Origin of the sequence: Citrobacter sp. Cpo103, assembly GCF_030332605.1 — a bacterium.
GTDB classification, from domain to species: Bacteria; Pseudomonadota; Gammaproteobacteria; order Enterobacterales; family Enterobacteriaceae; genus Citrobacter; species Citrobacter portucalensis.
This window is the reverse complement of record NZ_JAOWHO010000018.1, coordinates 1-18,526: the sequence shown is the minus strand read 5'-3', so window position 1 is coordinate 18,526 and position 18,526 is coordinate 1. Positions and strand designations below refer to the sequence as shown.

General features: G+C 54.4%; 20 protein-coding genes and 1 riboswitch. Of the genes, 9 read left to right on the top strand and 11 right to left on the bottom strand.

Features of this window, described 5'->3' with window-relative positions; translation table 11 throughout:
• Positions 1–900: 900 nt before the first annotated feature.
• Positions 901–1,113, top strand: a complete 213-nt coding sequence (gene cspG / locus OGX89_RS01050) for a cold shock protein CspG (RefSeq protein WP_003033098.1) — start codon at positions 901–903, stop codon at positions 1,111–1,113.
• A 120-nt stretch (positions 1,114–1,233) separates the two neighbouring features.
• On the opposite strand, the gene thiH is transcribed toward cspG, so the two are convergent.
• From thiH to OGX89_RS01015, 7 genes are all read right to left on the bottom strand, one after another.
• On the bottom strand, positions 1,234–2,367 hold the full coding sequence (thiH, locus tag OGX89_RS01045; RefSeq protein ID WP_286559772.1) for a 2-iminoacetate synthase ThiH: 1,134 nt from the start codon (positions 2,365–2,367) through the stop codon (positions 1,234–1,236).
• The gene (gene thiG / locus OGX89_RS01040; protein WP_057068781.1) at positions 2,364–3,134 is read right to left on the bottom strand and encodes a thiazole synthase; all 771 of its coding nucleotides are present in this window, start codon (positions 3,132–3,134) and stop codon (positions 2,364–2,366) included. The genes thiH and thiG overlap by 4 nt, the downstream gene beginning before the upstream one ends.
• Before the next feature lies 1 nt (position 3,135).
• Positions 3,136–3,336 carry a sulfur carrier protein ThiS gene (gene thiS, locus OGX89_RS01035; protein WP_032934139.1) on the bottom strand — a complete coding sequence of 67 codons (201 nt, stop codon included), beginning with the start codon at positions 3,334–3,336 and terminating at the stop codon, positions 3,136–3,138.
• Positions 3,317–4,075, bottom strand: coding sequence for a HesA/MoeB/ThiF family protein (locus OGX89_RS01030; protein WP_003826902.1), 759 nt, complete (start codon positions 4,073–4,075; stop codon positions 3,317–3,319). The genes thiS and OGX89_RS01030 overlap by 20 nt, the downstream gene beginning before the upstream one ends.
• Positions 4,068–4,703 (bottom strand): thiamine phosphate synthase, encoded by a 636-nt coding sequence (thiE, locus tag OGX89_RS01025; protein WP_003826898.1) that lies wholly within the window; start codon positions 4,701–4,703, stop codon positions 4,068–4,070. The genes OGX89_RS01030 and thiE overlap by 8 nt, the downstream gene beginning before the upstream one ends.
• Positions 4,703–6,601, bottom strand: a complete 1,899-nt coding sequence (gene thiC / locus OGX89_RS01020) for a phosphomethylpyrimidine synthase ThiC (protein WP_126957827.1) — start codon at positions 6,599–6,601, stop codon at positions 4,703–4,705. Before thiC ends, thiE begins: the two co-directional genes overlap by 1 nt.
• Before the next feature lie 83 nt (positions 6,602–6,684).
• Positions 6,685–6,807: riboswitch (TPP riboswitch) on the bottom strand.
• A gap of 50 nt (positions 6,808–6,857) precedes the next feature.
• Positions 6,858–7,346, bottom strand: a complete 489-nt coding sequence (locus tag OGX89_RS01015) for an Rsd/AlgQ family anti-sigma factor (protein ID WP_003826892.1) — start codon at positions 7,344–7,346, stop codon at positions 6,858–6,860.
• Between the two features lie 96 nt (positions 7,347–7,442).
• On the opposite strand from OGX89_RS01015, the gene nudC reads away from it, so the two are divergent.
• From nudC to OGX89_RS00985, 6 genes are all read left to right on the top strand, one after another.
• A complete protein-coding gene (gene nudC, locus OGX89_RS01010; protein ID WP_003033074.1) occupies positions 7,443–8,216 on the top strand; it encodes an NAD(+) diphosphatase in 774 nt (257 codons plus the stop codon).
• A gap of 50 nt (positions 8,217–8,266) precedes the next feature.
• Positions 8,267–9,331 carry a uroporphyrinogen decarboxylase gene (gene hemE / locus OGX89_RS01005; RefSeq protein WP_003826889.1) on the top strand — a complete coding sequence of 355 codons (1,065 nt, stop codon included), beginning with the start codon at positions 8,267–8,269 and terminating at the stop codon, positions 9,329–9,331.
• Positions 9,332–9,340: 9 nt separating this feature from the next.
• Positions 9,341–10,021, top strand: a complete 681-nt coding sequence (nfi, locus tag OGX89_RS01000; protein WP_126957829.1) for a deoxyribonuclease V — start codon at positions 9,341–9,343, stop codon at positions 10,019–10,021.
• Positions 10,022–10,054: 33 nt separating this feature from the next.
• Positions 10,055–10,645 carry a YjaG family protein gene (locus tag OGX89_RS00995; protein WP_003842015.1) on the top strand — a complete coding sequence of 197 codons (591 nt, stop codon included), beginning with the start codon at positions 10,055–10,057 and terminating at the stop codon, positions 10,643–10,645.
• Positions 10,646–10,831: 186 nt separating this feature from the next.
• Entirely contained in the window at positions 10,832–11,104 is a 273-nt protein-coding gene (hupA, locus tag OGX89_RS00990; protein ID WP_001044509.1) for a nucleoid-associated protein HU-alpha, read from the top strand.
• Positions 11,105–11,115: 11 nt separating this feature from the next.
• The gene (locus OGX89_RS00985) at positions 11,116–11,808 is read left to right on the top strand and encodes a DUF1481 domain-containing protein (RefSeq protein ID WP_032945667.1); all 693 of its coding nucleotides are present in this window, start codon (positions 11,116–11,118) and stop codon (positions 11,806–11,808) included.
• A gap of 61 nt (positions 11,809–11,869) precedes the next feature.
• Here OGX89_RS00985 and zraP read toward each other — a convergent pair whose 3' ends face one another.
• Positions 11,870–12,313 carry a zinc resistance sensor/chaperone ZraP gene (zraP, locus tag OGX89_RS00980; protein ID WP_063942036.1) on the bottom strand — a complete coding sequence of 148 codons (444 nt, stop codon included), beginning with the start codon at positions 12,311–12,313 and terminating at the stop codon, positions 11,870–11,872.
• An 18-nt stretch (positions 12,314–12,331) separates the two neighbouring features.
• Positions 12,332–12,520, bottom strand: a complete 189-nt coding sequence (locus tag OGX89_RS00975; protein ID WP_032934137.1) for a hypothetical protein — start codon at positions 12,518–12,520, stop codon at positions 12,332–12,334.
• A gap of 57 nt (positions 12,521–12,577) precedes the next feature.
• Between OGX89_RS00975 and zraS the strand changes: the two genes are divergently transcribed.
• Entirely contained in the window at positions 12,578–13,963 is a 1,386-nt protein-coding gene (gene zraS, locus OGX89_RS00970; protein ID WP_126957831.1) for a two-component system sensor histidine kinase ZraS, read from the top strand.
• A 5-nt stretch (positions 13,964–13,968) separates the two neighbouring features.
• The gene (gene zraR, locus OGX89_RS00965; protein ID WP_126957833.1) at positions 13,969–15,294 is read left to right on the top strand and encodes a sigma-54-dependent response regulator transcription factor ZraR; all 1,326 of its coding nucleotides are present in this window, start codon (positions 13,969–13,971) and stop codon (positions 15,292–15,294) included.
• On the opposite strand, the gene purD is transcribed toward zraR, so the two are convergent.
• Both purD and purH read right to left on the bottom strand, forming a co-directional pair.
• On the bottom strand, positions 15,291–16,580 hold the full coding sequence (purD, locus tag OGX89_RS00960; protein ID WP_003826797.1) for a phosphoribosylamine--glycine ligase: 1,290 nt from the start codon (positions 16,578–16,580) through the stop codon (positions 15,291–15,293). The two genes, zraR and purD, sit on opposite strands and share 4 nt — an antisense overlap.
• Positions 16,581–16,595: 15 nt before the next feature.
• Positions 16,596–18,185, bottom strand: coding sequence for a bifunctional phosphoribosylaminoimidazolecarboxamide formyltransferase/IMP cyclohydrolase (gene purH, locus OGX89_RS00955; RefSeq protein ID WP_003826795.1), 1,590 nt, complete (start codon positions 18,183–18,185; stop codon positions 16,596–16,598).
• Positions 18,186–18,526 lie beyond the last annotated feature (341 nt).

The window sequence follows — 18,526 nt, the reverse complement described above, 5'->3', positions numbered from 1 at the left end:
ATATAATTACTGTCAATAAATACATGTTATAAAAAACAGTATTGACAGCGTTTTTTAAACCCGTATGTTAATACTTAACAGCGGAGAAATTGTAGTTTGCTGTTAACGTAGTAAGTGTTAGTAGAGCTTGATTGGGGTTTGCGATAAAGGCCACGAAGTATTTTTTGTATGGGATAGTCGATGCTGAAAACGCTATTTTTTCACCTCGACAATGCTTTCAGGCCACGTAGTTGATATATCTAATCGCAAAAAATCAGTAAAACGCGACGATGTAACGCCATGATTTAATAGTAAATGTTCGTGATTTCTTCTTTTTTGGTTATCACGAGGGAAATAAGGCAACGCATCAAAGAGTATATGTCGCGAGGGGAAGTGTACTTGTTTAGGTCACCAGCCTTGAGTTCTATTATCAAGCGGGTGGAATGTGTTTAACGGTAAATAGAGGAAAGCTTTAGTTAGTATCAATATCCAATATTATCTATAGTAAACGTGTACATTTTAAAGTAGTACCATCAGCAGTATTAAATCGTTAAGTTTATTAATGTTAAATTTGAAGTGTGTAGTAACGTAAAGCCCTGACTGCAATAGTCGGGGCTTTTGTTCATTGTAGATCAAGCTGTTATCCAGGATGCTTGGCCGCGATGGTTCAACATTGCATCACTCAGTGGGTATTAAAAAAATTAATGCTTGCTTAATGATTAGAAGTAGGGCTACTATAGCGACATCGGTTTGGAACACAGACCTTATGCAAGCAGTTTTAGTAAAGCAGTTCTCAGTTCAAGCGTTATCCTCAGATACTCTTCTTCATGAGCCTCCTCCCTAAGTGCCCCATAAGTTAATTTCTGCAAAACAGGCCATCTTCGCTGCATATGCGGCTCAAAAACATGAAAGGAAGTATCTATGTCTAACAAAATGACTGGTTTAGTAAAATGGTTTAACTCTGATAAAGGCTTCGGTTTTATCACTCCTCAGGATGGTAGCAAGGATGTGTTTGTGCATTTCTCCGCTATCCAGAGTAACGATTTTAAAACATTAGACGAAGGTCAAAAGGTGGAGTTCTCCGTGGAGAATGGCGCTAAAGGCCCGTCTGCTGTTAACGTTGTCGCGCTGTAAACGCCGATAATTTCACGAACGCTTACGATAGCGATGAAGGCCAGAGCCTGAGCAGTTAAGTGCCAGTGAAGAAAAAACCCGCGAAAGCGGGTTTTTTCGTTTTATGCGATCGCTCCTGACTTACGGTACCTGTGAAGCGCGCCCCAGATAGCTGTCCCAGTCTTTCCATACTGGCTGTAATCCCCGCGCCATGAGTGCTTCAGCAACGGCTTCTGGGCGACGATCGTCGTGCGGGGAGAACTGTTCCAGTTCAGGGTGGTTATCAGCATAACCACCGGGCTGGGTTTTTGAGAAGGCGCTGACGTTGTTGATCGCCAATGGGATCACATGGTCACGGAACCATGGCGATTCGCGGGTGGAAAGCGACAGCTCAATTTCTGGCGCCAGTAAACGAAACGCGCAAATGGTCTGGACCAACTGTCGCTCATCCATGATCGATGCAGGCTCAACGCCTCCGGTGCATGGGCGCAGGCGAGGGAAGGAGATAGAGTAACGGCTCTGCCAGTAATGCTGCTGCATCCATAGCAGATGTTCAGCCACCATATAGCAATCAACCCGCCAGCTGTCGGACAAACCAATCAACGCGCCAAGACCGATTTTGTCGATCCCTGCGCGGCCCAGCCTGTCCGGCGTTTCCAGGCGCCAGAAGAAATCCTGCTTTTTCCCTTTTAAATGGTGACGAGCGTAAGTTGCCTCATGGTAGCTCTCCTGATACACCATCACGCCATCCAGCCCCAGCGTCTTCAGCTCTGCATATTCAGCTTCTGATAACGGCTGTACCTCCATCTGTAAAGAGGCAAACTGGCGGCGAATGGCGGGCAAATGGCGACGAAAATAATACATCCCCACTTTTGCCTGATGTTCACCGGTGACCAGCAGCAGATGCTCAAAGCCCAGCTCACGGATAGCCGCACACTCCCGTGTTATCTCATCTTCGTCCAGCGTTTTACGTTTGATACGGTTGCTCATCGAAAAACCGCAGTAGGTGCAGTCGTTGGCGCAAAGGTTGGAGAGATACAACGGCACGTAAAAGCTCACCGTGTTGCCAAAACGCTGGCGGGTGAGCTTTTGCGCCCGTTGCGCCAGCGGCTCCAGATAATCGGCGGCGACAGGAGAGAGCAATGCCATCAGATCGTCGCGACTAAGATGCGAAGCGTTGAGGGCGCGCTCCACGTCAGCGGTGGTTTTACCGTTGATACGCAGGCGGATGTCGTCCCAGTCCAGCTGTTGCCAGCGGTCACTGAACGTTTTCATGCGAAGGCCTCCAGGAATCCGGTTAACGGGCTGGTGGGACTTGCCTGCGAACTTTTGCTTCCTGGTACCGCCTGGCGTGCCAGCAAGCCAGCTTCAACGGCCAGACGGAAGGCGGTTGCCATCATCACCGGGCTGTCGGCTACCGCGATTGCCGTATTGACCAGCACCGCGTCGGCGCCCATTTCCAGCGCCTGCGTGGCGTGGCTGGGGACGCCGATGCCTGCATCAACCACCACCGGCACGGTCGCCTGTTGGATAATAATCTCCAGCATCGCTTTGGTTTCCAGCCCCTGATTAGAACCGATGGGCGCGCCGAGCGGCATGACTGCAGAACAGCCTACTTCTTCCAGTCGTTTGCACAGCACCGGATCTGCGCCACAGTAAGGCAGTACCACGAAGCCCTTTTTCACCAGTACTTCTGCGGCTTTCAATGTTTCGATTGGATCGGGTAACAGCCAGCGGGCGTCCGGATGGATTTCTAATTTCAGCCAGTTTGTGCCCAGCGCTTCACGCGCCAACTGGGCAGCAAAAATCGCCTCTTCAGCGGTTTTTGCCCCCGAAGTGTTGGGCAACAGCGTCACACCAGCGTCTACCAGCGGTGCCAGAATGGCATCGTTGTGCTGACGCAAATCCACGCGCTTCATGGCCAGCGTTACCAGTTGGCTGCCGGAGGCGCGAATCGCCTCGACCATCAGCTGCGATGAAGCAAATTTTCCGGTGCCGGTGAACAGATGCGAATCAAACGTTTTGTCGGCAATACGTAACATATCAACCCCCTGCAATAACCTGAAAAAGCAGGATCTGGTCGCCTTCCTGCACGATTTGCTGCTCCCACTGCTCGCGCGGGAGGATCTGCTGATTGAGCGCCAGCGCCGCGCCCGGTTTAAGCTGATTAAGCGTAGTGAGCAGCCCACTGACGGTTTGTCCTTCGGCGCACTGCATCGGCTCATCATTGAACTGAATCTGCATGTTGCCCTCCGCATACCGGGCAGCCGCTGGCACGTCGTAGTGCGAAGCTGCGCCACTGGCTGGTTTTACCGTCAAACAGGCGTAGCTCTCCGCTGGGCGTCTCAATACCGCTGAGCAATTTAATCGCTTCCAACGCCTGCAAGGTGCCCATCACGCCCACAACCGGTCCGACGATACCGGCGGTACGGCAATTGCGTTCGGGCTCTACATCGTCCGGCCACAGGCAGCGGTAACATCCTTGTTCCCACGGGGGCGTCAGCACCATCAGTTGGCCGCCAAAGCCGACGGCGCTGGCGGTGACGAGCGGGGTGTTGAGCGTTACGCAGGCGGCGTTAATTTCCTGGCGCGTGGCCATGTTATCGGTACAGTCGAGCACCACATCGGCACGCGCTACCGCATGCCGAAGCGCATCGCCTTTCAGTCGCTGCTGGAGTGACACCAGCTCGATATCCGGGTTGAGCCGCGTCAGGCGCTGCTGGGCAACCTGCGATTTTGAACGTGCGATATCATCAGTGGTAAACAGGATCTGGCGCTGCAGATTGCTCAGATGAATGTCGTCATCGTCTACCAGCGTCAGTTTTCCGATGCCTGCTCCCGCCAGATACAGCGCGGCAGGCGAACCTAACCCGCCTAAACCGACAATCAGCACATGGCTATCGAGTAGCTTTTGCTGGCCTTCAATGGCGATATCGCCGAGCAGGATCTGCCGGCTGTAACGCATAAAGTCGCGGTCATTCATCGCCCACTCCCGCGATATCCAGTAGTTGGGCCGTAGCGACCTGCCAGTCAGCCGCCTGGGTAATGGCGCTGACCACGGCAATGCTGCCGACGCCGGTCGCCAGTACTGCCGGGGCGCGCTCAAGGCTGATACCGCCAATGGCGACGGTCGGGTAATCCGCTAATCGTTCAATATGGTTTGCCAGTTGCGTAAGTCCCTGCGGGGCGGAAGGCATCTGTTTGGTTTGCGTGGGGAAGACATGACCCAGCGCGATATAAGAAGGCTTAGCGGCGAGCGCGACGTCAATCTCCATATCATCGTGAGTGGAGACCCCCAGGCGTAGCTCCGCCGCCTGGATCGCCTTCAGGTCGGTGGTTTCAAGGTCTTCCTGGCCCAGATGTACGCCGTAAGCGCGGTGCTTAATTGCCAGACGCCAGTAGTCGTTGATAAACAGGCGGGCGTTATAGCGACGACCCAGTTCAATGGCGGCCATAACGTCGGCTTCGACCTCTTCATCACGCTTATCTTTAATGCGCAGTTGGATTGTGCGTACGCCCGCCTGCAGCAAGCGTTCAATCCATTCCACGCTGTCTACCACCGGGTAAAGCCCGAGGCGAAACGGCACGGTCGGGAAATCAGGCTGGTACATTACGCCTCCTCTTTTTTGAGGTAGATTTCGCCGCCTTTGGCTCGGAAGTTCTCCGACATATCCGCCATGCCGACTTCAATCGTTTGTGCAGCAGCGTAGTCGCGAACCTCCTGGCTGATTTTCATCGAGCAGAACTTCGGCCCGCACATGGAGCAGAAGTGGGCGACCTTGCCGGACTCCTGTGGCAGTGTTTCATCGTGGTAGGCGCGGGCGGTGAACGGGTCGAGCGCGAGGTTAAACTGGTCTTCCCAGCGGAATTCGAAACGCGCTTTCGACATGGCGTTATCGCGGATCTGCGCGCCTGGATGACCTTTTGCTAAGTCAGCGGCGTGGGCGGCAATCTTGTAGGTAATCAGCCCTTGCTTCACATCTTCTTTGTTCGGCAGGCCGAGGTGCTCTTTTGGCGTGACGTAGCACAGCATCGCGCAGCCAAACCAGCCGATCATCGCCGCACCGATCCCGGAAGTGAAGTGGTCGTAGCCTGGCGCGATGTCGGTCGTCAACGGCCCTAAGGTGTAGAACGGTGCTTCATGGCAGTGCTCCAGCTCTTCGGTCATGTTGCGCTGGATCATATGCATGGGCACATGACCTGGGCCTTCTATCATCACCTGCACGTCGTATTCCCAGGCGATTTTGGTCAGCTCGCCCAGCGTATGCAGCTCGGAGAACTGCGCTTCGTCGTTCGCATCCTGAATTGAACCTGGGCGCAGGCCGTCACCCAGCGACAAAGAGACGTCGTAGGCGGCGCAGATTTCGCAAATCTCGCGGAAATGTTCGTACAGGAAGTTCTCTTTGTGATGAGAAAGGCACCATTTCGCCATAATTGAACCGCCGCGTGAGACAATGCCGGTCAGGCGTTTGGCAGTCATCGGCACGTAGCGCAGCAGCACGCCCGCGTGAATGGTGAAGTAGTCGACGCCCTGTTCGGCCTGCTCCAGCAGCGTGTCGCGGAAGGCTTCCCAGGTGAGATCTTCGGCGATCCCGTTGACCTTCTCCAGCGCCTGGTAGATCGGCACAGTACCGATCGGTACCGGACTGTTACGCAGGATCCACTCGCGGGTTTCGTGGATATAGCGACCGGTGGAGAGATCCATCACCGTGTCAGCGCCCCAGCGCGTCGACCACACCAGCTTCTCTACCTCCTCTTCAATGGAGGAGGTGACGGCAGAGTTACCGATGTTGGCGTTAACCTTCACCAGGAAGTTGCGACCGATAATCATCGGCTCGGATTCCGGGTGGTTGATGTTGGCAGGAATAATCGCGCGGCCCGCGGCCACTTCATCACGCACGAATTCCGGCGTAATGTTTTCCGGCAGGCGTGCACCAAAGTTCATCCCCGGATGCTGGTGGCGAAGCACTTCACTGCGAATGCGCTCGCGGCCCATGTTTTCACGGATGGCGATGAACTCCATCTCTGGGGTCACTATTCCCTGGCGGGCGTAGTACAGTTGGGTGACTCGTTTACCCGCTTTGGCGCGCTTTGGCGTCAGCAGGCCGGTGAAACGCAGATCGTCCAGGCCATCGTCGGCCAGACGTTCTTTGGTATAAGCGGAACTCCGGTCGTCTAATTCTTCGCTATCGTTACGCGCCGCAATCCACGGCTGGCGCAGCTTTGCCAGGCCCTGCTGGACGTTAATCGCCACGTCAGGATCGCCATACGGTCCGGAGGTGTCGTATACCGGAACGGCTTCGTTTTCTTCGAACTGCGGGTTGTCTTTGCTACCGCCAGTCAGCGTCGGGCTGAGCTGAATTTCGCGCATCGGAATGCGGATATCCGGCTGCGAACCGGTGATATAGATGCGTTTTGAGTTAGGGAAGGCGGTCCCTTCCAGGGTATCGATAAAGTGTTGGGCTTGAGCGCGCTGTTCGCGGCGTGATGGTTTAGTAGTGGCAGACATAGCTCATTCCAAATAAAAGTAAGGATATGGCTTGTCAGACGACGGATGAAGCAAGAGAGAAGCTCGCCCGGGGGCGATGCTATTGTAGATTGACTCTTGTTCCCTTCGCAGGTTTTAACCTGATCAGGTTCCGCGGATCCCGAATTAACGGTCTCAGCCTTTTCCACTCATGCTGCTGTGGAAAATAAGCACTCCGACAAGAAGTAACCTCAATAAAGAGGTAATGAATGTAAACTACGCGTTAATGCCGCAAATCTCAAGCATGACGTTTGAGAGTGCTACTCTCGTGCATTGCGTCAAATACCAGCATGATCAGCTTATCTTCCAGCACGAATCGGGCTTCCAGTGCCTCGCCGAGATCCGATAAAACCTGTTGAAATTCAAGGAAGTTATCATGATCAATCGCAGTTTCCAGGCTGGAGTCATAGTAGTCCATGATCAGCTGCGTATTGGCTTCCAGCAGCGGCCAAATTTTTGTGGCTTTTAAAAGCTGCCCGTTCCCTTCCAATTTATGGAGAATACGTTCATAAATACTGAAGTGTCCGGTGGAGAGGTAATCGACCAGGCTCTGACAAAAATCATCCAGCGCCTTTTCATTGAGTCGCATGTACGATTCTTTGCCAGGCTTAATGCCAACCAGATTGTAGTAAGCCACGAGCAGGTGCTTACGTACATGTAGCCAGCGATCAACCAGTTTATTACTTCCTCCGACGTGCTCCGTCAGGCTTTCCAGCTGGTTTAGCATGATTGACTCCGCAAGATGGTGTTTAGGAACTGCTCACCCGTAAATGTAAAAATAATGTAAACAACATGCCTGTGAAGCAAAGGTTGCGCAAGAGATATGGATCGTATAATTGAAAAATTAGATAGCGGCTGGTGGATCGTCAGTCATGAGCAAAAGTTATGGTTACCTCATGGCGAGCTACCTTATGGCGACGCAGCCCGTTTTGATCTGATTGGTCAGCGCGCGCTGCCAATAGGCGAGTGGGAAGGGGAGACTGTCTGGCTGGTGCAGCAGCAGCGTCGACACGATATGGGGTCGGTGCGCCAGGTCATTGACCAGGATGTTGGCCTGTTTCAACTGGCCGGACGCGGCGTACAGCTGGCGGAGTTCTATCGCTCGCATAAATTCTGTGGCTACTGCGGCCATCCCATGCACCCGAGTAAAACGGAGTGGGCGATGCTCTGTAGCCACTGCCGTGAACGTTATTACCCGCAAATTGCCCCGTGCATAATCGTCGCTATTCGCCGAGATGATTCCATCCTGCTTGCCCAACATGTTCGGCATCGTAACGGCGTGCATACCGTACTGGCGGGTTTTGTCGAAGTGGGTGAGACCTTAGAACAGGCGGTGGCGCGTGAAGTTATGGAGGAAAGCGGTATTAAGGTGAAAAACCTGCGCTATGTCACTTCTCAGCCATGGCCGTTCCCGCAGTCTTTGATGACCGCATTTATGGCGGAGTATGATAGCGGCGAAATCGTCATCGACCCGAAAGAGCTGCTGGAAGCGAACTGGTATCGCTATGACGACTTACCGCTCTTACCCCCGCCGGGTACTGTCGCGCGTCGATTGATTGAAGACACTGTGGCAATGTGTCGGGCTGAGTACGAGTAAAGAGCGAGTGGTGATACACTGATGGACTGACGCAATAAGGAACTGCAAAAATGACCGAACTGAAGAACGATCGTTATCTGCGTGCGCTGCTGCGCCAGCCCGTTGATGTCACTCCGGTATGGATGATGCGCCAGGCAGGCCGCTATCTACCGGAATACAAAGCTACCCGTGCCGAAGCGGGCGATTTTATGGCGCTGTGCAAAAATGCCGAGCTGGCCTGCGAAGTCACGCTACAGCCGCTGCGTCGCTATAAACTTGATGCCGCGATCCTCTTCTCGGATATCCTGACGATCCCGGATGCGATGGGACTCGGGCTGTATTTTGAAGCAGGAGAAGGCCCACGCTTCACCTCTCCGATTACCAGCAAGGCTGATGTCGACAAACTGCCGATCCCGGACCCGGAAGATGGGCTGGGGTACGTGATGAACGCGGTGCGCACTATCCGTCGTGAACTGAAAGGCGAAGTGCCGCTGATCGGCTTCTCCGGTAGCCCGTGGACGCTGGCGACCTACATGGTTGAAGGCGGCAGCAGCAAAGCCTTCACCGTGATTAAAAAGATGATGTACGCCGACCCTAAAGCGCTGCATCTGCTGCTTGATAAGCTGGCGAAGAGCGTCACGCTGTACCTGAACGCGCAGATCAAAGCGGGTGCGCAGTCGGTGATGATTTTCGACACCTGGGGTGGCGTGCTGACCGGTCGCGACTATCAGCAGTTTTCTTTGTACTACATGCACAAAATCGTTGATGGCCTGCTGCGCGAGAACGAAGGTCGTCGCGTACCGGTGACCCTGTTTACCAAAGGCGGTGGTCAGTGGCTGGAAGCGATGGCGGAAACCGGCTGTGATGCGTTAGGTCTCGACTGGACCACTGACATTGCCGATGCGCGTCGTCGTGTAGGTCATAAAGTGGCGTTACAGGGCAATATGGATCCGTCCATGCTGTATGCGCCGCCGGCCCGCATCGAAGAAGAGGTGGCGACAATTCTGGCCGGATTTGGTCAGGGTGAAGGGCATGTCTTTAACCTGGGCCACGGCATTCATCAGGACGTCCCGCCAGAACATGCGGGTGTCTTTGTGGAGGCGGTACATCGGTTGTCCGAACAGTACCACCGCTAAGGAGTCATCATGGATCTCGCGTCATTACGCGCGCAGCAGCTTGAACTGGCTTCTTCAGTGATCCGCGAGGATCGTCTGAAGAACGATCCGCCGGATCTGATCGGCGGGGCGGACGTTGGGTTTGAGCAGGGTGGCGAAGTGACGCGAGCCGCAATGGTTTTGCTGAAGTATCCCACGCTTGAACTGGTCGAATACAAGGTGGCGCGTATCGCCACCACCATGCCCTACATACCCGGATTTCTCTCCTTTCGTGAAACTCCCGCGCTGATGGCCGCCTGGCAACTGCTCTCGTACAAGCCAGATCTGCTGTTCGTTGACGGTCATGGCATTTCTCACCCGCGTCGTCTGGGCGTGGCCAGCCATTTTGGCCTGCTGGTGGACGTGCCAACGATTGGTGTGGCGAAAAAACGATTGTGCGGCAAGTTTGAACCGCTCGCTGCTGAACCTGGTGCGCTAGCGCCGTTGCTGGATAAAGGCGAACAACTGGCATGGGTCTGGCGCAGCAAAGCGCGCTGTAACCCGTTGTTTATTTCTACGGGCCACCGCGTGAGTATGGACAGCGCACTAGCGTGGGTTCAACGCTGTATGAACGGCTATCGTTTGCCGGAACCAACACGCTGGGCGGATGCGGTGGCATCCGAACGCCCGGCTTTTACTCGGCTTGCAGCAAAAACGCCCCATATCGGGTAAACTGCGGCTAATTTCCGTATTTGAGAACTCATCATGTTACAAAATCCGATTCACCTGCGTCTGGAGAAGCTGGAAAGCTGGCAGCACGTCACGTTTATGGCCTGTCTGTGCGAACGCATGTACCCAAACTACGCCATGTTCTGCAAGCAAACTGAATTTGGCGATGGACAGATTTACCGCCGAATTCTGGATCTGATTTGGGAAGCGCTGACGGTTAAAGACGCGAAAATCAATTTCGACAGCCAGCTGGAAAAGTTTGAAGAGGCCATTCCTTCTGCAGACGATTACGATCTGTACGGTGTTTATCCGGCGATTGATGCTTGTGTGGCATTAAGCGAACTGATGCATTCGCGTCTTAGCGGTGAAACGCTGGAGCATGCAATCGAAGTTAGTAAGGCTTCGATTACGACGGTTGCGATGCTGGAAATGACTCAGGCTGGTCGCGAAATGACCGATGAAGAGCTCAAAGAGAACCCTGCCGTTGAGCAAGAATGGGATATTCAGTGGGAAATTTTCCGACTTTTAGCCGACTGTGAAGAACGCGATATTGAGCTGATAAAAGGGCTGCGTGCAGACCTGCGCGAGGCTGGCGAGAGCAATATTGGTATAAATTTTCAGCAATGACACCACAAAACGTGATTTAACGCCTGATTTGTCGTGCCTGAAGGCTTCCCATCCGCCCCCGGTCTGGTCTACATTTGGGGGGCGAAAAAAAGTGGCTATCGGTGCGTGTATGCAGGAGAGTGCTTTTCTGGCATTTCCGTCGCACTCGATGCTTAGCAAGCGATAAACACATTGTAAGGATAACTTATGAACAAGACTCAACTGATTGATGTAATTGCAGACAAAGCAGAACTGTCTAAAACACAGGCTAAAGCTGCTCTGGAATCCACTCTGGCTGCTATTACTGAGTCTCTGAAAGAAGGCGATGCTGTACAACTGGTTGGTTTCGGTACCTTCAAAGTGAACCACCGTGCTGAGCGCACTGGCCGCAACCCGCAGACCGGTAAAGAAATCAAAATCGCCGCAGCTAACGTACCGGCATTTGTTTCTGGTAAAGCACTGAAAGACGCGGTTAAGTAATTCGCGTGGCAGTGAACAGTTTTAACGAAGGGGCGGTTTCGCCCCTTTTGTCCATCTGGCGTCATACGCTTTGGCTTTCAGGTGTTCTGTTACTGTCTGCCTGCGGTAGCCATTCTGAGCTTCCTCCTTTCACGGCCAGCGGCTATGTTGGCGATCAGGGGGCGGTACGCATTTGGCGTAAAGACTCCGGTGACGATGTTCACTTGCTCTCGGTATTTAGTCCGTGGCGTAAAGGCGAAACTACTACCAGTGAATACCGCTGGCAGGGTGATTCGCTCTCTCTGATAGAACTCAACGTTTACAGTAAACCGGCTGAACATGTCCGTATACGCTTCGATGACCGGGGTGAACTGAGCTTCATGCAGCGTGAAGTCGACGGGCAAAAGCAGCAGCTTTCCAGCGATCAAATCGCGCTTTACCGCTATCGTGCCGATCAAATTCGCCAGACCAGCGATGCGCTGCGTCAGGGACGGGTGATATTGCGTCAGGGACGTTGGCATGCGGATAACACAGTCACAACCTGTGAAGGTGAAACGCTGAAGCCAGACCTGGAATCGTGGGCGATAAACCATATCGAGCGCCGCCAGAGACATTCATCCGTAGAGGTGAGTGTGGCATGGCTGGAAGCGCCCGAAGGGTCGCAGCTACTGCTGGTCGCCAATGAAGATTTTTGTCACTGGCAGCCTACAGCCAAAACTTTCTGAAAACCTGAATACAGGAAATCAGCAGGCCTGATCCGTATAGCGTCATCAGGCATTAAGTCTTTTACCAGTGACCCATTCCCATATGGCCGCCGCTGCGATGGTTACCGCCACCGCCGCATCCGCCGTAGCCCATTCCCGCGCCACGTGGCACGCCAGCCTGCGCCATTGCGACATCACGTTTAACGCGCTGCTCGTCCAGAGACTGATTCAACGCTTCCATCTCTTTTGCAACGGCGTTAATTTTTGCCGTGTCCGGCGAGCTGGCCGTTAATAGTGCATTGTACTCATAACGTTTGGATGTCAGCTGTTGGCGCAACGCGCTGGTCTGGGAATAATAATCATCATAGATTTTCTGTGCAGCAGCCTGCTGCTCAGCGGTCATTGGCGTACCACCCCGTTGCTGCATTCCATCACCATATCCCCAGTGATTCTGTGCCAGTACTGGGGTGGAGCCAAGTGCGATAAGAGAAAGTGCAATCAGTGCCAGTTTGTTGTTCCGTTTCATCGTTCGTTCTCCTGTTGGTTAGCTTACATTTCCTTTTGCATCTTCCGTGCCAAAGCGGCAATCCCAGTCCTGCGGGCGTTGTACCCGCCGTCTTTGCAGGGAAACGAGTAAAAATGACTCGCCAGAACGCGCCAGCGAGTCATTTTTACCCGTTACTTTCAGCTGTTTGTGTCTGAGGGCAGGGTTATCAGGGGGAAAAAATGGCATGATTTCTGCTGTATACCTGCAACGATGAAAGGAACAGGCGGGGTGAAGGGAGAGCGTATGCGTCTTTATAAGGATACGGTGGCAAAGTGGTTGAGCCGACTCTTGCTGGCGGCAATCCTGGTTTTGGTCGGCTGGTTTTCGATTATGACCATTCGGGACTATGGGCGGGAAAGTGGCGCCGCGCGGCAAACGCTACTGGAAAAAGGCAGCGTGCTCATTCGCGCTCTGGAGTCTGGTACGCGTGTAGGCATGGGGATGCGCATGCATCATGCACAACAGCAGACGCTACTGGAGGAAATGGCTGTACAGCCTGGCGTGCTATGGTTTGCTGTCGTCGATGAGCATGGTGTCATTATTACCCACAGCAATTCCGCGATGGTCGGCAAAACGCTCTATTCATCGGATGTCCTGCGACAGCTTAGTCCTGGGGAGCAAGAAAGCTGGCGGAATATTGAAATTCCAGCGAGGGATGGTGAAAAAACGCCAGCACTGGAAATTTATCGCCAGTTTCAGCCGATGTATGGTCCAGGACGCCACGGCATGGCGCGCTGTGCCAGCAATGACGGGCAGCTTATCTCCCCAGCACAAACCATATTTATCGCCTTTGATGCCAGCGATCTGACAGCGACTCAGGCAAGGGAGTGGCGTAACACACTGATAGTCCTGTCTGCGCTGGCGGCTGTGTTGCTGGCCACCGTGCTGACGTTCTTCTGGTATCAGCGCTATCAGCGCTCGTACAAAGAACTCCAGGATGCGATGAAGCGTAAAGAAAAACTGTTAGCGCTCGGTCATCTTGCGGCTGGGGTGGCACATGAAATTCGTAACCCGCTTTCATCGATCAAAGGGTTAGCGAAGTATTTTGCCGAGCGAACCCCGGCAGGAGGCGAGTCGCATGAGCTGGCACAGGTGATGGCGAAAGAGGCGGATCGTTTAAATCGGGTGGTGAGCGAGTTGCTGGAGCTGGTGAAACCTGCACATCTGACGCTGCAACAGGTGGATCTCAATGAGGTTATCACCCACTCATTACACCTGGTGAGTCAGGATGCGGCAAGCCGGGAAATCCAGCTCCGCTTTTCGGCCAATTGTACGCTGCCCGCTATCCAGGCCGATCCCGACCGACTGACTCAGGTTTTGTTGAATCTGTATCTGAACGCCATTCATGCGATTGGTCGTCAGGGCACGATCACGGTTGAAGCGAATGAAAGCAGCGGCGATCGCGTTAAAATTGTGGTTACCGATACTGGGAAGGGGATTGCGGCGGAACAGCTGGAGGCCATTTTTACGCCTTACTATACGACCAAAGCTGACGGAACCGGCCTCGGGCTGGCGGTAGTGCAGAACATTATCGAACAGCACGGTGGCACCATTCAGGTGGCAAGCGTTGAGGGCAAAGGCGCGACCTTTACCCTTTGGCTGCCGACCAAAGCGAAACAACAGGATTAACAAGGATGACGCGCGGAAAAATCAATATTCTGGTGGTAGATGACGATATCAGCCACTGCACCATTTTACAGGTGCTGCTGCGCGGCTGGGGTTATGAGGTCGCGCTGGCCTATAGCGGGCGAGCGGCGCTGGAACAGGTGCGCGAACGCGTATTTGATTTAGTGCTGTGTGATGTACGCATGGCGGAGATGGACGGCATCGCAACGCTGAAAGAGATTAAAGCGCTGAATCCGGCGATTCCGGTCTTGATCATGACGGCGTTCTCCAGCGTGGAGACCGCCGTTGAGGCGCTTAAAACCGGGGCGCTGGACTACTTAATCAAGCCGCTGGATTTTGACCGTCTGCAGGAGACGCTGGAAAAGGCGCTGGCGCATACGCGGGAAACGGGCGCTGAACTGCCATCGGCGTCGGCTGCGCAGTTTGGCATGATTGGCAGCAGTCCGGCGATGCAGAAGTTGCTCAATGAAATCGCGATGGTTGCGCCCTCGGATGCCACGGTGCTCATTCACGGAGACTCCGGCACGGGTAAAGAGTTGGTGGCCCGGGCGCTGCATGCCAGCAGCGCCCGTCTCGATAAACCACTGGTGACGCTCAACTGCGCGGCGCTTAATGAATCGCTGCTGGAGTCCGAACTTTTTGGTCACGAGAAAGGGGCGTTTACCGGGGCGGATAAACGGCGGGAAGGGCGCTTTGTGGAAGCCGATGGCGGCACGTTATTTCTTGATGAAATCGGTGATATTTCACCGCTGATGCAGGTGCGCCTGCTGCGGGCTATCCAGGAGCGAGAAGTGCAGCGCGTTGGTAGCAATCAGACTATTGCGGTTGATGTCCGGCTGATCGCCGCTACGCATCGCGATCTAGCGGAAGAAGTCAGCGCCGGGCGCTTTCGTCAGGATCTCTATTATCGCCTGAACGTCGTCACCATTGAAATGCCAGCGCTGTGCCAGCGCCGGGAAGATATTCCGCTGCTAGCCGAACATTTTCTCCAGCGTTTTGCCGCGCGTAACCGTAAAGCGGTGAAAGGCTTTACTCCGCAGGCGATGGATCTGCTGATCCACTACGACTGGCCGGGCAATATTCGTGAACTGGAAAATGCGATTGAGCGCTCGGTGGTGCTGCTGACGGGGGAATATATTTCCGAACGCGAGCTGCCGATGGCGATTGCCGCGACGCCGATAAAAACGGAATTCAGTGGCGAGATCCAACCGCTGGTGGATGTCGAAAAAGAGGTGATTCTGGCGGCGCTGGAAAAAACGGGCGGCAATAAAACGGAAGCCGCCCGTCAGTTAGGCATTACGCGTAAAACGCTGCTGGCGAAAATTTCGCGTTAGCGTTGCTCGCGTTCAATGGCGCGCCAGCCGATGTCGTTACGGCTGAAGCTGCCATCCCAGCGGATGTCGGTCATCAGGGCGTAAGCGCGTTTCTGCGCTTCAGCCACAGTATGACCCAGGGCGGTGGCGCACAGCACGCGACCGCCGCTGGTCAGCACGCGATCGTCTTCGGCGAGTTTAGTGCCTGCATGGAACACTTTTCCGTCTTCTACTTCTTCCAGCGGCAGACCGTGGATCTCATCTCCGGTGTTGTAGTTGCCCGGATAACCTCCGGCAGCAATAACGACACCCAGCGAGGCGCGCTCGTCCCACTCGGAGGTTTTCTCATCCAGCTTGCCGTCGCAGGCAGCCAGGCAAAGCTCCACCAGGTCCGATTTCATGCGTAGCATGATCGGCTGGGTTTCCGGATCGCCGAAGCGGCAGTTGAACTCGATAACCTTCGGATTGCCCTGTTTGTCGATCATCAGACCCGCGTACAGGAAACCGGTGTAGGTATTCCCTTCCGCCGCCATACCTTTTACGGTTGGCCAAATAATGCGTTCCATGGTGCGCTGATGCACTTCATCAGTTACCACCGGCGCTGGTGAGTAAGCACCCATACCGCCGGTGTTCGGGCCAGTGTCGCCATTGCCTACGCGTTTGTGGTCCTGGCTGGTGGCCATCGGCAGCACGTGCTCGCCGTCGACCATTACGATAAAGCTCGCTTCTTCGCCGTCGAGGAACTCTTCGATAACGATACGGTGGCCCGCATCGCCAAAAGCGTTACCTGCCAGCATGTCATGAACGGCGGCTTCAGCTTCTTCCAGCGTCATCGCCACGATAACGCCTTTACCGGCGGCCAGACCGTCGGCTTTGATGACGATCGGCGCGCCTTTCTCACGCAGATAGGCCAACGCTGGCTCAATCTCAGTGAAGTTCTGATATTCTGCCGTCGGGATCTGGTGACGGGCGAGGAAATCTTTGGTGAAGGCTTTGGAGCCTTCCAGCTGTGCAGCACCTTCGGTTGGCCCGAAGATCTTCAGGCCAGCGGCGCGGAACGCATCGACTACGCCAATCACCAGCGGCGCTTCCGGGCCGACGATGGTCAGGTCAATTTTCTCGTTCTGGGCAAACCTCAGCAGAGCTGGAATATCGGTGACGCTGATAGCCACGTTCTGCAACGCGGGCTCCAGTGCGGTACCGGCGTTACCCGGTGCGACAAAAACGGTATCAACCAGCGGGGACTGTGCGGCTTTCCAGGCCAGGGCGTGCTCGCGCCCGCCGTTGCCAATCACTAATACTTTCATCGTCTGCTCCGTGGATTAATGGCGGAAGTGGCGCATGTCGGTAAAGATCATCGCGATACCGTGTTCATCGGCAGCGGCAATGACTTCGTCATCACGGATAGAACCACCGGGCTGGATAACGCAGCTCACGCCAACGGCGGCGGCAGCATCAATACCATCGCGGAACGGGAAGAAGGCGTCAGAGGCCATTGCAGAGCCTTTCACTTCCAGACCTTCGTCAGCCGCTTTAATCCCGGCGATTTTTGCGGAGTACACGCGGCTCATCTGGCCTGCGCCTATGCCGATAGTCATGTTCTCTTTGGCATAAACAATGGCGTTGGATTTCACGAACTTGGCGACTTTCCAGCAGAACAGTGCATCGCGCAGCTCTTGCTCGGTCGGCTGACGTTTGGACACCACGCGCAGTTCGCCTTCGCTCACCATCCCCAGATCCCTGTCCTGAACCAGCAAACCGCCGTTAACGCGTTTGAAGTCGAGGCCCGGTACACGTTGTGCCCACTGACCGCAGGTCAGAACGCGAACGTTCTGTTTGGCGGCGGTGATTTTCAGTGCGTCTTCGGTTGCGGACGGGGCGATGATCACTTCCACGAACTGACGGGAGATAATTGCCTGCGCGGTTTCGGCATCCAGTTCGCGGTTGAAAGCGATGATGCCGCCGAACGCGGAGGTCGGGTCGGTTTTATAGGCGCGGTCGTAAGCGTCGAGAATAGAGGTACTTACCGCCACGCCGCACGGGTTAGCGTGCTTAACGATCACACAGGCTGGCTCGCTGAACTCTTTCACGCACTCCAGCGCCGCGTCGGTATCTGCGATGTTGTTGTAGGAAAGCGCTTTGCCCTGTACCTGCTGTGCGGTGGCAACGGACGCTTCTTTAACATTCTCTTCTATATAGAAGGCAGCCTGCTGGTGGCTGTTCTCGCCGTAGCGCATATCCTGCTTCTTAATAAAGTTCAGGTTCAGCGTACGCGGGAAACGCCCGGCGGCCTCTTTGCTCTCACCGTGGTAAGCCGGAACCATGCTGCCGAAGTAGTTGGCAATCATGCTGTCGTAGGCGGCGGTGTGTTCGAAGGCTTTAATCGCGAGGTCAAAGCGGGTTTCCAGAGTCAGGGAGCCTTCGTTGGCATCCATCTCTTTAATAATGGCGTCGTAGTCGCTGCTCTTCACAACGATCGCTACGTCTTTATGGTTCTTGGCAGCGGAACGCACCATGGTCGGGCCGCCGATATCAATGTTCTCTACCGCATCTTCCAGCGAGCAGCCTTCACGGGCGACGGTCTCGGCGAATGGATACAGGTTTACAACCACCATATCGATAGGGGCGATACCGTGCTGTTCCATAATTCCGTCATCCTGACCGCGACGACCAAGAATGCCGCCGTGGACTTTCGGATGTAGGGTCTTCACGCGTCCATCCATCATTTCCGGGAAGCCGGTGTAATCGGAAACTTCGGTCACTGGCAGACCTTTCTCCGCTAACAGGCGCGCAGTGCCACCTGTAGACAGCAGCTCCACACCACGTGTGGAAAGTGCCTGAGCGAATTCGATGATACCGGCCTTGTCAGAAACACTGAGCAGAGCGCGGCGGACTGGACGACGTTGTTGCATGGTAAATCCCCTGGATTTGACTATTACAGAGAGCGTTAGGTGAATTCTTGGCTAAAAACTCAGCTAACGCCCCTTACGGGGCATCCTTGTTTTGCGGGGGCATTGTAACGAAAACGTTTGCGCAACGCTCGCGAATTTTTAATTTTCGATTTTGACCTCTTCTTTTTCTGTTGAAGGAGGCTGATATAACGAGAGGATCGTAGAAACGATCGTGTGGTTTGTGGATAACTCTGTGTGTAAATGGGTATAAGGCGGGGTTTCGCTGTGGAATGCAGCAGTCAGTCATTTTTCTGTCATTTAAGGGTTGCGGGCCGCAGGAAACTCCCTATAATGCGCCTCCA

Bases quoted from the DNA above. Each gene is read 5' to 3' on its own strand.
- cspG (WP_003033098.1), top strand. From the start codon at position 901: ATGTCTAACAAAATGACTGGTTTAGTAAAATGGTTTAACTCTGATAAA.
- thiH (WP_286559772.1), bottom strand. From the start codon at position 2,367: ATGAAAACGTTCAGTGACCGCTGGCAACAGCTGGACTGGGACGACATC.
- thiG (WP_057068781.1), bottom strand. From the start codon at position 3,134: ATGTTACGTATTGCCGACAAAACGTTTGATTCGCATCTGTTCACCGGC.
- thiS (WP_032934139.1), bottom strand. From the start codon at position 3,336: ATGCAGATTCAGTTCAATGATGAGCCGATGCAGTGCGCCGAAGGACAA.
- OGX89_RS01030 (WP_003826902.1), bottom strand. From the start codon at position 4,075: ATGAATGACCGCGACTTTATGCGTTACAGCCGGCAGATCCTGCTCGGC.
- thiE (WP_003826898.1), bottom strand. From the start codon at position 4,703: ATGTACCAGCCTGATTTCCCGACCGTGCCGTTTCGCCTCGGGCTTTAC.
- thiC (WP_126957827.1), bottom strand. From the start codon at position 6,601: ATGTCTGCCACTACTAAACCATCACGCCGCGAACAGCGCGCTCAAGCC.
- OGX89_RS01015 (WP_003826892.1), bottom strand. From the start codon at position 7,346: ATGCTAAACCAGCTGGAAAGCCTGACGGAGCACGTCGGAGGAAGTAAT.
- nudC (WP_003033074.1), top strand. From the start codon at position 7,443: ATGGATCGTATAATTGAAAAATTAGATAGCGGCTGGTGGATCGTCAGT.
- hemE (WP_003826889.1), top strand. From the start codon at position 8,267: ATGACCGAACTGAAGAACGATCGTTATCTGCGTGCGCTGCTGCGCCAG.
- nfi (WP_126957829.1), top strand. From the start codon at position 9,341: ATGGATCTCGCGTCATTACGCGCGCAGCAGCTTGAACTGGCTTCTTCA.
- OGX89_RS00995 (WP_003842015.1), top strand. From the start codon at position 10,055: ATGTTACAAAATCCGATTCACCTGCGTCTGGAGAAGCTGGAAAGCTGG.
- hupA (WP_001044509.1), top strand. From the start codon at position 10,832: ATGAACAAGACTCAACTGATTGATGTAATTGCAGACAAAGCAGAACTG.
- zraP (WP_063942036.1), bottom strand. From the start codon at position 12,313: ATGAAACGGAACAACAAACTGGCACTGATTGCACTTTCTCTTATCGCA.
- OGX89_RS00975 (WP_032934137.1), bottom strand. From the start codon at position 12,520: ATGCCATTTTTTCCCCCTGATAACCCTGCCCTCAGACACAAACAGCTG.
- zraS (WP_126957831.1), top strand. From the start codon at position 12,578: ATGCGTCTTTATAAGGATACGGTGGCAAAGTGGTTGAGCCGACTCTTG.
- zraR (WP_126957833.1), top strand. From the start codon at position 13,969: ATGACGCGCGGAAAAATCAATATTCTGGTGGTAGATGACGATATCAGC.
- purD (WP_003826797.1), bottom strand. From the start codon at position 16,580: ATGAAAGTATTAGTGATTGGCAACGGCGGGCGCGAGCACGCCCTGGCC.
- purH (WP_003826795.1), bottom strand. From the start codon at position 18,185: ATGCAACAACGTCGTCCAGTCCGCCGCGCTCTGCTCAGTGTTTCTGAC.